This window comes from Aminobacter sp. GW821-FHT11F06 (assembly GCF_058808215.1).
Map to the genome: position 1 here is coordinate 183,409 of NZ_JBXARL010000010.1, position 13,876 is coordinate 197,284.

Here is a 13,876-nt window from a genome sequence, read left to right on the forward strand (position 1 = left end):
ATTCTTTGGACCGGCTGGCAAAAGGGGAACAAATGCCATGTCCAACAGTCCACATCCTGTGGACGAGGTGCTACCCGCACCTCGTCTAGCTGCGCTTGGAATCCAGCATGTTCTGGTCATGTATGCCGGCGCAATCGCGGTACCTCTCATCATCGGCCGCGCGCTCAAGCTTGATCCGGAGCAGGTCGCCTTCCTGATTTCCGCCGACCTCTTCGTCTGCGGCCTCGTCACCATCATCCAGTCCTTTGGCGCGACCCAGTGGTTCGGCATCAAGCTGCCGGTCATGATGGGCGTCACTTTCGCCGCCGTCGGTCCGATGGTGGCCATGGCCAACGCCAACCAGGGGCCGGAGGGCGCCCGCATGATCTTCGGCGCCATCATCGGCGCCGGTATCGTTGCGTTTTTGATTGCCCCGTTGGTCAGCCGCATGTTGCGGTTTTTTCCGCCTGTCGTCACCGGCACCATCATCGTGGTCATCGGTGCATCCCTGATGCGCATCGGCATCAACTGGATCTTTGGCAATCCCTTCGGACCGACCGCACCGAAGCTCGTTTCACCCGAACATGCCGAGTGGCTGAAGACGGTGACCGACATGGCTGCCGCCACAGGCTCGACCATTCCGCCGATCCCGGCAAAGCTGGCGCTCGCCGCGACAGCACCCAACGCTGCCTATGCGCCGCTGATCAATGTCGGTGTCTCGGCTGTTGTGCTGCTGTCGATCCTGGTGATCGCCAAGTTCGGCAAGGGTTTCTTGGCCAACATCGCCGTGCTGCTTGGCATCGTCATCGGCGGCGTGCTGACCGCGTCGCTCGGCATGATGCATTTCGACAAGGTGGCGTCCGCCGGCTGGTTCGAGCTCATCACCCCGCTGCGCTTCGGCATGCCGATCTTCGATCCGATCCTGATTATCACCATGGTGCTGGTCATGATCGTCGTCATGATCGAATCGACCGGCATGTTCCTGGCTCTGGGCGACATGACGGGCAGGAAAGTGACGCAGCCGATGCTTTCGGCGGGCCTGCGCACCGACGGCCTCGGCACCATCATCGGTGGCCTGTTCAACACCTTCCCCTACACCAGCTTCTCGCAGAATGTCGGCCTTGTCGGGGTCACCGGCGTCAAGAGCCGCTTTGTCTGCGTGGCAGGCGGTGTGATCCTGATCATTCTCGGGTTGGTGCCCAAGATGGGCGCGCTGGTCGAGGCGCTGCCGACTGTGGTGCTTGGTGGTGCCGGTCTGGTGATGTTCGGCATGGTGGCGGCGACCGGTATCCGCATCCTGTCCAATGTCGACTTCAAGACCAACCGCAACAACCTGTTTGTCGTCGCTGTCTCCATCGGTTTCGGCATGATCCCGCTGGTGGCGCCCGACTTCAAGATGTGGATGCCGCACGACATCCACCCGCTGATCGAATCGGGCATTCTGCTGGCGTCGGTTTCGGCGGTGGTGCTGAACGCCTTCTTCAACGGCACCAAGGAAAATGACGCCGAAATCCGCGAAGCGGCGATGGCGTCGGAAGCGTGATCTTGCAGTTGCATGGCATGGAAAAGGCCGCCTCCGGGCGGCCTTTTTAGGTTCAGCCAGGCTTGCGCTCGACAAGCCCGATCGTGTTGCCGGCCGGGTCTTTCAGAAAAGCCATCCATTCGCATTCGCCGGCTGGCCCGAATTCTCCCGAAGAATCGCGGTGAACGAGCGTTGGCGCGGTGGTGAAGGCGACGCCGTTGTCGGAAGCCTTTTCGTAGAAGCTGTCGAGGTCGACGATGTCGAGATAGACCGTCGCCTGAGGTATTCCGCCGGTGAAGAACAACCTGGTGGCACCGGCCATGATGAAGGCGATGCCGGGCGGGTCATAGCGGGCGTGCACGGGCAGGCCGAACACGTCGAGCCAGAAGGCGAGCGTGGCGTCGATGTCGCGGCCAGCCGAGAGCGCAACCTGACGGAGCGCTCCGACCCGGCGCATGGCTAGATGGAGAAGCTGGTGCCGCAGCCGCAGCCGGCGATGGCGTTCGGGTTCTTGATCTGGAACGACTGGCCCATCAGGTCGTCGACGAAATCGACAACCGAACCGCCCATATAAACCAGCGACAGGTCATCGACGAGCAGCGTCGCACCGTCCCGTTCGATGGCGACGTCGTCGTCATTGCGGCCTTCGACCAGGTCGAACTTGTAGGAAAAGCCGGAACAGCCGCCGCCTTCGACAGAGATTCGCAGCGCGATCTTGCCGGGATCGCCGGCGACGATCTTGGCGATCCGCTTGGCCGCGGCTTCGGTCATGTCGACTTTCATGGCAGTCTTGGCATCAGCGCCCATCGGCGTCACCTTGCTTTCGGTTTCTTATGATAGGTATGAAGCCACCTGTAGCAAGTCAACAGGTGGGGAGTATGGCAGGCGAGCGGCAACTTGGCGATATCGGCTTCGGCTACCGGCCGCGCGCGGCCTATGCCTGCGATCCCGCGCGCTCGCGTGGGCGCTTGTTCGACGAGGTCGAAAGTCCGACGCGCACGCCGTTCCAGCGCGACCGCGACCGCATCATCCACTCGACCGCCTTTCGCCGCCTCAAGCACAAGACTCAGGTGTTCGTCGCCCATGAAGGCGATCATTTCCGCACGCGCCTGACCCATACGATCGAAGTTGCCCAGATCGCACGTGCTTTGGCGCGCGCCCTGCGCTGCGACGAGGATCTGGCCGAGGCCATCGCGCTGGTTCATGATTTCGGCCACACGCCGTTCGGCCATACCGGCGAAGACGCGCTGAACGAAAAGATGGCGGCCTGGGGCGGCTTCGATCATAACGCCCAGTCGTTGCGCATTGTGACCCGGCTCGAGCGGCGTTATGCCGAGTTCGATGGGCTCAACCTGACCTGGGAGACGCTGGAGGGGCTGGTCAAGCATAATGGTCCGCTGACCGACGCTGCCGGAAAGGGCTTGAAAGGCCCGGTGCCGCAGGCGATCCGCGATTATTCCGAACTGCATGATCTTGAACTCGACCAGTTCGCCAGCCTCGAAGCCCAGTGCGCGGCGATTGCCGACGACATCGCCTACAACACCCACGACATAGACGATGGCTTGCGGGCAGGGCTGCTGACGCTCGACATGCTCGACCAGGTGTCACTGCCGGCCTCGATCCTGCGCGGCGTGCGCGAGCGCTATCCGGCGCTCGATGCGGTGCGCACCGGCCATGAGCTGATGCGCCGGCAGATCACGCTTTTTGTCGAGGACGTCATTTCGACCGCCACCGCCAGGATCGCGCGCGCAGCACCTGAGAGTGCCGACGAGGTCAGGGCGGCCGGGGAGGTGATGGTGACCTTTTCGGAGGAGATGGCGGCCTCGGAAAAGGAGCTCAAGGCCTTTCTCTATCGCAACATGTACCGGCATGCCGAGGTGATGCGGGTGCGCGCTGACGCCGACAGGATCGTGCGCGACCTGTTCGACGTCTATTTCGCCGATCCGCGCGCCATGCCCGAGGACTGGCGCGAGGGGCTCGACCGGGCCGAGGACCGCATCAAGGCGCGCGCTGTTGCCGACTTCCTGGCCGGCATGACCGACACCTATGCAATCAAGGAACACCGGCGTTTGTTTGACCATACGCCCGATTTGAGTTAGGCCGAGCGCAATTTCCGGCATATTTTGCCGGTTGCCACGCAATGCCAGCCAGAGCCGAGCACATGAATATTTTCGCCGATTTCAGCGAGCGGATCACCAAAGCCGTCGAAGCGCTTGAATTGACCCCCAGGGATGGCGGTGCGCTCGATCTCACGCGCATTGCCGTGGAGCCGCCGCGAGATGCCACCCATGGCGATCTGGCGACCAATGCGGCGATGGTGCTGGCCAAGCCGACGGGGCAGAATCCACGCGCGCTGGCCGAGCGTCTGGTTGCTGAACTCGCCAAGGATGCCGACGTGGCGAAGGCTGAGGTTGCCGGCCCAGGTTTCGTCAATCTCAAGCTCCAGGACGGTTTCTGGCAGAAGCATCTGGCCGACTTGCTGTCGCGCGGCGCCGACTATGGCCGCTCCGGCTTCGGCAACTCCAAGCGCATCAATGTCGAGTATGTCTCGGCCAACCCGACCGGGCCGATGCATGTCGGCCATTGCCGTGGTGCTGTGGTGGGCGATGCGCTCGCCAATATCCTCGGCTTCGCCGGCTATGACGTGACCAAGGAATATTACATCAACGACGCCGGCGCGCAGATCGACGTGCTCGGCCGTTCGGTGATGTTGCGCTACCGCGAGGCACTTGGCGATGAAGTCGGCGAGATACCGGTTGGGCTTTATCCCGGCGACTATCTCGTGCCGGTCGGCCAGGCGTTGGCCAAGGAATTCGGCCGTGACCTGCTGCAGAAGCCTGAAGACGAAGCGCTTGCTGTCATCAAGGATCGCACCATCGACGCCATGATGGTGATGATCCGCGAGGATCTGGCGCTGCTCAACGTGCGCCACGAAGTGTTCTTCTCCGAGCGCACGCTGCATGAGGACAATGCCAAGGCGATCCGCTCGGCGATCAGCGACCTGACGCTGAAGGGCCACATCTACAAGGGCAAGCTGCCGCCGCCCAAGGGCGAAAAGCCGGACGACTGGGAAGATCGCGAGCAGACTTTGTTCCGCTCGACCGAGGTCGGCGACGACATGGACCGGCCGCTGATCAAGTCGGACGGTGCCTTCACCTATTTCGCCGCCGACGTCGCCTATCTCAAGGACAAGGTCGATCGCGGCTTCGAGGAGCTGGTGTTCGTGCTGGGTGCTGACCATGGCGGCTACGTCAAGCGCATGGAAGCGCTCGCACGCGCCGTCACCGACGGTGCCGTGAAGCTCGACGTGCTGTTGTGCCAGCTGGTCAAGCTGTACCGCGACGGCGAGCCGGTGCGCATGTCCAAGCGGGCAGGGGAGTTCATCACCCTGCGCGAAGTGGTCGAGGAAGTCGGCCGCGATGCGATCCGCTTCATGATGCTCTACCGCAAGAGCGACGCACCGCTGGACTTCGATTTCGCCAAGGTCACCGAGCAGTCGAAGGACAATCCGGTGTTTTACGTGCAGTATGCTTCGGCGCGCTGCCATTCGGTGTTTAGGCAGGCCAAGGAGCAACTCGGCGAAGCGGAGTTTGCGCGTCCGGGCCTGATCGGGGCTGTCGAGCGGCTGACCGACGAAGGCGAGATCGCGCTCGTCAAGAAGCTGGCCGAATATCCACGCCTGATCGAATCCGCTGCCCAGTCGATGGAGCCGCACAGGCTGGCTTTCTACCTCTATGATCTGGCCAGCAGCTTCCACGGACACTGGAATCGTGGCACCGACAACCCGGACTTACGGTTTGTTAAGGTTAACGACCGAGAATTGACCTATGCCAGACTCGGGCTGGTGCAGGCTGTTTCGGACGTTTTGACGTCAGGCCTGGCGTTGATCGGAGCGGATGCACCGACCGAAATGCGCTAGGTTCTCTGGGACTGCATGTCACCTTTTGCCCACATTGCGCTGGTAAGGGCCAACCTTACGCGACGTTCATTGCGTCCGAAAAAAGTGCGAGAGTTCGGGAAAACGAATGGCAGACAGAACCCAGCTGAAGATCGCAGACAAGAACGATTTCGCCGACGAAGATCCTTTCGCTGAATTGACGAGGATCATGGGCTTTGATCCACGCCAGCCCGTGGTGCGCCAGGATGTTGGCGCGCCCGCTGGTCACGTGGATCCGGCTATGGACGACGATTTCGGCATCGATCTGGAAAAGGAATTGCTCGGCGAACTGGCCGGCGATGAACAGGTCGCGGCCTATGTTCAGGCTGAAGAGCCGACGGTCTATGCGCCCGTGGAGGCGCCGGTCGCCTATGCTCCGGCCGAGCAGCCCGCCTATGCGCGTGTCCATGAGCCGGAATTCGGCGCCACTTCCTTCGATGACGCGGTTGCAGCCAGTTTCGAGCAGGATTTTTCGCTTGAAGACGAGCTCCTGCGCCCCGAAGAGCCGGCCTATGCCGCGGAGCCGGCTTATGCCGTAGAGCCCGGTTATGCTGTGGGGGCCGCCCATGAGCCGGAGTTCGCCACCGAGGCTGCTTTCGATGACGCTGTTGCGGCGAGCTTCGAGCAGGATTTTTCGCTAGAAGACGAGCTGCTGCGCCCCGAAGAGCCGGCCTATGAAGCGGAACCGGCTTATGCTCTGGAGCCCGGCTATGCCGTGGAGCCTGCCTACACAGCCGCGCCTGAAGCCGATTTCGCGCCCGAAGCTGCGTTTGACGATGCGGTTGCCGCGTCTTTCGAGCAGGACTTTTCACGCGAAGACGAATCGCTGCCAGTCGAAGAGACAGTCGGGCATGTGGCTGCTCCAGTTGCTTATGCAGCCCCGGGCGAAGCCAATCTCGACGCCGAGTTCGATGTCGCTCTCGCCGATGTCGACATGGATTTTGCAGCCCATGACGATGCGAACTACACGGTTGAGGCCGTTGCCGATGATCAGCTGACGCTGGGCGAATATCAGCAGGCCGAGCCGGAAATTGCGTTTTCCCACACCGATCTGGTGGACGAACCGCAGGCTGTAGCAGCGCCCGTCGCGCAGGCTCAGGATTATGACGAGTTCGAGCGCCGCTTGCAGGATGCGCTGCAGGATGAAGAACCGGCTTATGAGCCTGTTGCCTTTGAAGAACCCGCTTACGAGCCCGAGGTCGCGCAGGTGGCAGCCCCGGTTGCCGCTGCCGAGGATACCAGCCTCGAGGACGAGCTGAACGCGCTGCTCGGCACCATGAGCAACCAGGCCAAGGCACTGTCCGAGCCGATGCCGCTGCGCGCCGCCGAGCCGGTTGCCGTCGAGCCTGGGCCAAGCTTCGCAAGCTCGCTGTGGGCACCAGAGCAGCCTGCCGAGGCCGCTACGCCAGAACAAGAATATGAAGACACAGGCTATGCGCCGTCCTACGACGCGCAGCCGGTCGAAGACTATGCGGTCGCGGAAGAAGCGGCTCCGGTGGAGGCCGATGCTGGCTATTCCGAGTCGAGCTACGACCATCAGGCCGACGTGGATGTCAGCTTTGACGACGATGCCTTCGATATGGCCCTGGAACGCAGTGCTGTGACTGAGGTTGCCGAAGTCGTGGCGCCTGCCGCAGCCGTCGCTGCCGTGGCAGCTCCGCTGCGCCCGCTCGCTGCCTCGCGTTATGAGCAGGCCCGCAGCTGGGGCCTGGGCACGCCGGTCGCGCCGCGCGCATCGACGCCGGCCGTCGAAACGCAGCCGAGCTATCAACCGCAAGCGAGCTACGAGCCTGAGGTGACGCCTGCGGAAACCTACGTGCCGCAGGCTGAGCCTGAGACATATGCGCAGCAGGACGAGCCTGAGGCGTATGTGCAGCAGGACGAGCCGGTTGTTGAGGAGACCGACGATCTGGAAGCCGAGCTTTTCGCCGCCGTTTCGTCCTTCGACGACGCTCCAGATATCGAGACTGTCGACGTGCCGGAAAAGGCTGTTGCCCTTGCCGACGACCTCGATATTCCCGAGCTGTCCTTCGAGGACGATGCGCCGCCGGCCCCGGCCTATGACGATCTCGACGGCGAGTTCTCGAACCTGATGAACGAGATGAATTCGACCGACACAAGCAGTCAGCCTGCTTCGTCGAGCTATGCGTCCAATCCATACGCCACGGGCTTCGATCGCAAGACGCTGCGTGATGGCGATGTCGCGCAGCAGATCGAGTTCCCGGCGCCGGCCGCTGGTGCTGTCGCAGGTGCGGCTGCCATGTATGGCGCCCGCCAATCCTCGGCGCAGGGCGGTGAACGCCTGACCGGCTTCGACCTCGGCGGCATGCAGCAGGGCCAGGGCAACACACCGCGCCAGCAGGCTCCGGCTGACGATTTCGACTACGATCCCGATTTCGACGAAGCGATCGAAGAGCTGCCCGGCTCGCCGGCTGCATCCAGCCCAGCGCGCCGCGGCATGATGATCGCCGCCGTCGTTGGCGCGGTCGCCATTGTCGGTGGCATCGGCGCCTGGGCGCTGTCGTTCGGCGGCGGCGAGGGGGCTGGCACGCCAGTCATCGTCAAGGCCGACGAGAGCCCGATCAAGATCAAGCCGGAAAACCCCGGCGGCACGACCGTGCCAAACCAGGACAGCAAGGTCTATGACCGCGTTGCAGGTGGTACGGCGACCGGCGCTCCGGCTCAGCAAAAGCTTGTCACCAACACCGAAGAGCCGGTGGATGTGGCGGCGCAGGACGCCGAGGCCAACATTCCCGACTCGCTGCCGCTCAACGCAGACGAGCCCGACGCAGCACCGACAGCGAAGTCCGAGGATCGGGTTGCGCAGACGGCTCAGGCCGATCAGCCGGACACCAGCACCGAGACATCGGCTGTCGCGCCGCGCAAGGTCCGCACCATGGTGGTGAGGCCTGATGGCACGCTGGTGCCGCGCGAAGAACCGGCTCCCGCAGCTGTTGCAGCGGCCGAGCCTACCGATCCGGCACCGCAGCAGGTTGCCTCGGCAAGCGAAGCCACCGGCACCGTGCCGGCCCAGCCCGCGCTGGCGCCTGTCGCCAAGCCCGCCCAGTCGGCCAACACGCCTTCCACGGCTCCCATCGCGCCGCAGCGTCCTTCGCAGCAGCCGGTCAACGTCGTTGGCGAGGTCAAGCCGGACCAGGTTGCCGCATTGGCACCTTCGGCGCCGTCTGCCGCTGCTTCCGGTGCCTGGGCAATGCAGATCGCCTCGCAGCCAAGCGAAGAGGCCGCGAAGTCGACCTATCAGGATCTTGTGCGAAAATACGGCACCGTGCTCAACGGTCGCGAGGCGAGCATCGTCAAGGCCGACATCGCCGGCAAGGGCACTTTCTGGCGCGTCCGCGTGCCGGCAGGCACGCGCAACGAAGCGGTCAGCCTGTGCGAGAGCTACAAGGCAGCCGGCGGCAACTGCTTCGTCTCGAAGTAAGCCTCGGCACGTACAAAATCAGGGAACGGCGCAGCTCGGCTGCGCCGTTTTCGTTTGCAGCTCGTGATTCTATCGCGGTCCAAAAGGCGCTAAGCTTGCCTCATGCGCGAATCACGCACATCGCCGAAGGCGCTTTCTGGGGATTACCGGCCAAAGGCTGCGGCAATCCTTGCGGCGGGTGCGGATATTGTCCTTCACTACGATAGCGCCGGGAAGCCGCTTGAACGCGCCGAAAAGGCGCTGTGGGCGGAATTCGGACATTATTTCGAGGCAGTTGCATAGTCTCACGGAGAAGGCACGGATTTTGGCGGAAGCATTGGATAGCAAGGCGCAAAAGCCCGCACCGATGGACCGCCTGTGGGCGGAGAACACCGACGACCGTACGACGGACGACCCTTCGCTGGTTGTCGACGTTGCCGGCTTCGAAGGTCCGCTTGATCTTCTTTTGCATCTGGCGCGCAGCCAGCGCGTCGACCTCTCGCGTATTTCGATCGTTGCCCTTGTCGAGCAATATCTGACCTTTGTTTCGCAGGCACGTGCGATCAGGCTCGAGCTCGCCGCCGACTATCTGGTCATGGCGGCATGGCTCGCCTTCCTCAAGTCCAAGCTTTTGATTCCCAAGCTGCCCGGCGACGAAGGCGAGAGCGGCGAGGAACTGGCCGCTGTCTTGCAGTTCCGGCTGAAGCGGCTTGAAGCGATGCGCGATGCCGCTTCGCGGCTGGTCAACCGCAACCGGCTCGGCCGCGACGTGTTCCAGCGCGGCGCGCCGGAAATGGTCATCATCGACAAGCGCAACGAATATTCGGCGTCGCTTTACGACCTCTTGAGTGCCTATGCCGGCCAGCGCCAGCGCCAGGCGATCACCAATGTGCAGATCGCCAGGCGTAGTGTCTGGTCGCTGAAGCAGGCGCGCGACATCCTCGCGCGCATGGTCGGCGAACTGAAGGATTGGACCGCGCTCGATCATTTCCTCATCCAATACATGACCGGACCGGAAGAACGGGCGACGGCGATCGCCAGTTCCTTTGCCGCCAGCCTCGAGATGGTCCGCGACGGAAGTGTCGAAATCCGCCAGCACGAGCCGTTTGCGCCTATCTATCTGCGTGAACGCCAGCCCGCCGCCGCGCAGACCGAAGGTACGTCATGACCGAAGGATCAAACGTCGTTCCGTTCTCCCTCGACGATGAGGATGGCGAGACCATCAAGCAGAATCCGGCCGCGCGCCTGCATCTGGCCGAAGCCGTGCGCATGGCCGAGGCGATCGTCTTTGCCAGCGCCAATCCGGTGAGCGAACGACAACTGGTATCGCGGCTGCCGGAGGGTGTCGACGTTCCGGCCGCCATGGCCGAATTGCAGCGCATTTACGAGCGCCGGGGCGTCAATCTCGTCCGGGTCGCGGACGCCTGGGCCTTCCGTACCGCCGGCGACCTTGCCTTCCTGATGAGCCGCGACACCATCCAGCAGAAAAAGCTGTCGCGCGCGGCTCTCGAAGTGCTGTCGGTGATCGCTTATCACCAGCCGGTGACCCGCGCCGAGATTGAGGACATCCGGGGTGTCGAGACCTCCAAGGGCACGCTCGACACGCTGATGGAAACCGAATGGGTGCGCATGCGCGGACGCCGCAAGACGCCGGGCCGGCCGGTGACCTATGGCACCACCGAAAAGTTCCTCGACCATTTCGGGTTGGAGGAGATCCGCGACCTGCCTGGTATGGAAGAGCTCAAGGGGGCAGGGCTGCTGTCGACCCGCATGCCGCCCGGCTTCTCCGTGCCGCTGCCGCCATCCGACCCGGATCTGCTCACCGACGACGAGGATCCGCTGACGGACATCGATCTGGAGGAGCTTGGCCTGTTGACACCTCGCGTTACAGATGATTGACCGGCGCCGGTGTGGAACCGGCCCCCGGAGGTCCATCCTGTGACGACCAATCAAGCCCAGACGACATCCCGCGTGACAGCGGGCGTGACCTTTGCCGCGCGTCTGGCCTTTGAAAACATCCGCCATTCCTTCGCCAATGGTGCCGAGACGCTGCGCGATGTCACCCTCGCGGCCGAACCCGGCGAAGTGTTGTGCCTGCTCGGCCCGTCCGGCTCCGGCAAGACGACGCTGCTCAGGATCGCCGCCGGCATCGAAGCGCAAAAGTCGGGCAGGGTGCTGTTGAACGGCAAGGAAATAGCTGGTCCCCAGGTGTTTTTGCCACCGGAGCAACGCTCCATCGGCCTGGTTTTCCAGGATTTCGCGCTGTTTCCGCATCTGACCATTCTGGACAATGTGCGTTTTGGCCTGACCGCGCTGTCACGCGAAGAGGGCAAACGCGAGGCGTTGATCGCGCTCGCCCGCGTCGACCTCGAACATTATGCCGACAATTACCCGCACGCATTGTCCGGCGGCGAGCAGCAGCGCGTGGCGCTTGCTCGCGCGCTGGCGCCACGCCCGGCGGTTCTGCTGATGGACGAGCCGTTCTCCGGTCTTGATTCGCGCCTCAAGGATTCTGTGCGGGCCGAGACGCTGGCGATCCTGCGCGAAAGCCGCGCAACAGCGATCGTCGTCACCCATGATGCCGAAGAGGCGATGCGCATGGGCGACCGCATCGCGCTGCTCAAGGATGGCCAGCTGGTGCAAACGGGCAGGGCGGATGATCTTTATCTGCGCCCGGCAAACCTGTTTGTCGCCGGCTTTTTCTCCGAGCTCAACGTCTTTTCGGCCAAGGTTGTCGATGGTTATGCCGACACGCCGGTCGGCGAGGTCGAAACCGAGATCGCCGATGGCACGCAAGTTTCGGTCGCGGTGCGACTCACCGGCATCGATGTCAGCGAAACCACAGGCGAAACTCAGGCTCGCATCATCTCCAGGCGCTATCTAGGCGTCGTCGAATTGCTCGAACTTGCGGTGCCGGGCGCCGAGACACCGGTGAGGGCGCGCATACGCTGCGGCGCTTTGTCCGCAAAAGCACGTGATATATGGCTGTCGCTTCGAAAAGCGGATGTTCTAGTGTTTGAATCCGGAAGCGAAAGAGCCTAGATCAATCGCAGGGAAACTGTTCAAGAGAGAGTTCAATGGGTTCGTTTTCAATCTGGCACTGGCTGATCGTTCTGGTCGTCGTGCTGCTGCTCTTCGGTCGCGGCAAGATCCCCGAGCTGATGGGTGATATGGCCAAGGGCATCAAGAGCTTCAAGAAGGGTATGTCGGAAGACGAAGCCGACGACGCCAAGACGGTCGAGCATCGCAACGACGAGGCCGTGAATTCGACCAAGGAAAAGGCCAGCAAGAGCTGAGACCTCACTCTTGATACAGCGCCGCGCGTCCATTCGGACGCGCACAGGCGGCTGTAAGCTTCTTGAATCCGTGCATGAACTTTTCCGAACATCGTTGTCGATTTCGGGGCATGCACTAGCCGGATCGCACCGACATGTTTGAAATCGGCTGGACCGAAATGCTGGTGATCGCGGTCGTCATGATCGTGGTCGTTGGCCCGAAGGATTTGCCCAAGATGCTCCGCACCATCGGGCGGATGACGGCCAAGGCTCGGTCCATGGCAGGCGATTTTCAGCGCCAGTTCAACGAGGCGATGAAAGAGGCCGAGCTCGACGACGTCAAGAAGTCGATCGACGAGCTGCGCGGGCTCAATCCGGCCAATGAGATCAGGAAGCAGCTTAATCCGTTCGAGCAAGCTGCCGCCGATGTGCGGGCCGGCATCGATACGGCAATGAAGCCGACCCAGCCTGCGCCGCCGGCGGACCCCGCCGAAAGTACCGTGCATCCGGCTGAGCCCTTGAAAAGCGGCGCAGCGGCGATGCCGGGCGTTGCCGGACCTGAGGCGATGCCTCCGGCACCGGTATTCCCGGCAGCCGAGGTCAAAGCCACGCCAGTGCCTGCTGCGGCCAAGGTAGAAAAGCCGAAGGTTGCGGCAAAACCAAAGGCAGAGGCGAAGCCCAAGGCAACGCCTGAAGCCAAGCCTGCGAAGGCCAAGGCAAGTGCTGCGCCTGCCAAGGCCCCGGCACCGAAGGCTGTGGCAGCCAAGGCTGCCACGCCCAAGAAGACTGTCGCTGCGAAAGCGACCAAAGCAGGAAAAGCCTCGTGAGCGCCGAAGACGACGAGATCGAAAAGTCCTCGGCCCCGCTTCTCGAACATCTGATCGAGTTGCGCACGCGGCTGATGTGGTCCATCGGCGGCTTCTTCGTGGCCTTCCTGGTCTGCTTTTTCTTTGCCAAGCAGCTGTTCAACCTGCTCGTCATCCCGTTCAAATGGGCGACGAAATGGGCAGGTCTCGACCCGCACAAGGTCGAGCTGATCTACACCGCGCCGCAGGAATTCTTCTTCACCCAGATCAAGCTCGCCATGTTCGGCGGCCTGGTGATCGCTTTCCCGCTGATCGCCACGCAGATCTACAAGTTCATCGCGCCCGGTCTCTACAAAAACGAGCGCAATGCCTTCCTGCCGTTCCTGATCGCCTCGCCGGTCCTGTTCGTGATGGGGGCGTCACTGGTCTATTTCTTCTTTACGCCGATGGTGATGTGGTTCTTCCTCGCCATGCAGCAAGCCGGCACCGACGATCAGGTGCAGATCTCGCTGCTGCCCAAGGTGTCGGAATATCTCAGCCTGATCATGACGCTGATCTTCTCCTTTGGCCTGGTTTTCCAGCTGCCGGTGGTGACGACGCTGATGGCGCGGGTAGGCCTGGTCACCTCGCAGGGGCTGGCCGACAAGCGTAAATGGGCGATCGTTCTTGCTTTCGTGGTGGCAGCCGTGCTGACGCCGCCAGACCCGGTCAGCCAGATCGGCCTTGCCCTTCCTACGATCCTTCTTTACGAGATTTCCATCTGGACCGCCCGGATGATCGAAAAAAAGCGCGAGAAGGATCGTGTGGCGAGCGAAACGCAGGACGCGGGCGAAAGCACCGCCGAGCAGCAATCGCCAGCAGCATCGACCTCGCTCGAAGGCACAGGCAGCGGCACCAACGCTAGCTGACAGCCCGATCCGCCGTCGCGGTCGTTTC

12 protein-coding genes are annotated in these 13,876 nt (G+C 62.6%); 10 read left to right on the top strand and 2 right to left on the bottom strand.

The genetic code is table 11. The annotated features are described in order from the left end of the window. The first annotated feature begins 37 nt into the window (after window positions 1-37). A complete protein-coding gene (locus AC1RTB_RS22665) occupies window positions 38-1,522 on the top strand; it encodes a nucleobase:cation symporter-2 family protein (RefSeq protein ID WP_492881113.1) in 1,485 nt (494 codons plus the stop codon). Window positions 1,523-1,574: 52 nt separating this feature from the next. Here the strand turns inward: AC1RTB_RS22665 and AC1RTB_RS22670 are convergent, their stop codons facing one another. Then, window positions 1,575-1,958, bottom strand: a complete 384-nt coding sequence (locus AC1RTB_RS22670) for a VOC family protein (RefSeq protein WP_492881114.1) — start codon at window positions 1,956-1,958, stop codon at window positions 1,575-1,577. A gap of 2 nt (window positions 1,959-1,960) precedes the next feature. Beyond that, complete coding sequence (gene erpA, locus AC1RTB_RS22675; protein WP_492881115.1) at window positions 1,961-2,308, bottom strand: iron-sulfur cluster insertion protein ErpA; 348 nt, start codon at window positions 2,306-2,308, stop codon at window positions 1,961-1,963. 71 nt (window positions 2,309-2,379) lie between these two features. Here erpA and AC1RTB_RS22680 point away from each other — a divergent pair, with 71 nt between their 5' ends. The 9 genes from AC1RTB_RS22680 to tatC all read left to right on the top strand — a co-directional run bounded on the left by AC1RTB_RS22680 (window position 2,380) and on the right by tatC (window position 13,848). Then, window positions 2,380-3,600, top strand: coding sequence for a deoxyguanosinetriphosphate triphosphohydrolase (locus AC1RTB_RS22680; RefSeq protein ID WP_492881116.1), 1,221 nt, complete (start codon window positions 2,380-2,382; stop codon window positions 3,598-3,600). Window positions 3,601-3,662: 62 nt separating this feature from the next. After that, on the top strand, window positions 3,663-5,420 hold the full coding sequence (argS, locus tag AC1RTB_RS22685; protein WP_492881117.1) for an arginine--tRNA ligase: 1,758 nt from the start codon (window positions 3,663-3,665) through the stop codon (window positions 5,418-5,420). Window positions 5,421-5,526: 106 nt separating this feature from the next. Beyond that, window positions 5,527-8,880, top strand: coding sequence for an SPOR domain-containing protein (locus AC1RTB_RS22690; RefSeq protein ID WP_492881118.1), 3,354 nt, complete (start codon window positions 5,527-5,529; stop codon window positions 8,878-8,880). 346 nt (window positions 8,881-9,226) lie between these two features. Further along, window positions 9,227-10,027, top strand: a complete 801-nt coding sequence (locus tag AC1RTB_RS22695) for a segregation and condensation protein A (protein ID WP_492881179.1) — start codon at window positions 9,227-9,229, stop codon at window positions 10,025-10,027. Then, the gene (scpB, locus tag AC1RTB_RS22700; RefSeq protein WP_492881119.1) at window positions 10,024-10,758 is read left to right on the top strand and encodes an SMC-Scp complex subunit ScpB; all 735 of its coding nucleotides are present in this window, start codon (window positions 10,024-10,026) and stop codon (window positions 10,756-10,758) included. The genes AC1RTB_RS22695 and scpB overlap by 4 nt, the downstream gene beginning before the upstream one ends. Before the next feature lie 39 nt (window positions 10,759-10,797). After that, entirely contained in the window at window positions 10,798-11,901 is a 1,104-nt protein-coding gene (locus tag AC1RTB_RS22705; RefSeq protein WP_492881120.1) for an ABC transporter ATP-binding protein, read from the top strand. Window positions 11,902-11,936: 35 nt separating this feature from the next. Beyond that, window positions 11,937-12,155, top strand: a complete 219-nt coding sequence (locus tag AC1RTB_RS22710) for a twin-arginine translocase TatA/TatE family subunit (RefSeq protein ID WP_492881121.1) — start codon at window positions 11,937-11,939, stop codon at window positions 12,153-12,155. Between the two features lie 134 nt (window positions 12,156-12,289). Beyond that, complete coding sequence (gene tatB, locus AC1RTB_RS22715; protein WP_492881122.1) at window positions 12,290-12,961, top strand: Sec-independent protein translocase protein TatB; 672 nt, start codon at window positions 12,290-12,292, stop codon at window positions 12,959-12,961. Beyond that, window positions 12,958-13,848 (top strand): twin-arginine translocase subunit TatC, encoded by an 891-nt coding sequence (gene tatC, locus AC1RTB_RS22720; protein ID WP_492881123.1) that lies wholly within the window; start codon window positions 12,958-12,960, stop codon window positions 13,846-13,848. The genes tatB and tatC overlap by 4 nt, the downstream gene beginning before the upstream one ends. Window positions 13,849-13,876: the final 28 nt, after the last annotated feature.

Excerpts from the sequence above, each read along its gene's own strand:
- tatB (WP_492881122.1), top strand. The coding sequence starts at position 12,290 with ATGTTTGAAATCGGCTGGACCGAAATGCTGGTGATCGCGGTCGTCATG.
- AC1RTB_RS22695 (WP_492881179.1), top strand. The coding sequence starts at position 9,227 with ATGGACCGCCTGTGGGCGGAGAACACCGACGACCGTACGACGGACGAC.
- argS (WP_492881117.1), top strand. The coding sequence starts at position 3,663 with ATGAATATTTTCGCCGATTTCAGCGAGCGGATCACCAAAGCCGTCGAA.
- AC1RTB_RS22670 (WP_492881114.1), bottom strand. The coding sequence starts at position 1,958 with ATGCGCCGGGTCGGAGCGCTCCGTCAGGTTGCGCTCTCGGCTGGCCGC.
- AC1RTB_RS22680 (WP_492881116.1), top strand. The coding sequence starts at position 2,380 with ATGGCAGGCGAGCGGCAACTTGGCGATATCGGCTTCGGCTACCGGCCG.
- AC1RTB_RS22690 (WP_492881118.1), top strand. The coding sequence starts at position 5,527 with ATGGCAGACAGAACCCAGCTGAAGATCGCAGACAAGAACGATTTCGCC.
- scpB (WP_492881119.1), top strand. The coding sequence starts at position 10,024 with ATGACCGAAGGATCAAACGTCGTTCCGTTCTCCCTCGACGATGAGGAT.
- AC1RTB_RS22665 (WP_492881113.1), top strand. The coding sequence starts at position 38 with ATGTCCAACAGTCCACATCCTGTGGACGAGGTGCTACCCGCACCTCGT.
- AC1RTB_RS22710 (WP_492881121.1), top strand. The coding sequence starts at position 11,937 with ATGGGTTCGTTTTCAATCTGGCACTGGCTGATCGTTCTGGTCGTCGTG.
- erpA (WP_492881115.1), bottom strand. The coding sequence starts at position 2,308 with ATGGGCGCTGATGCCAAGACTGCCATGAAAGTCGACATGACCGAAGCC.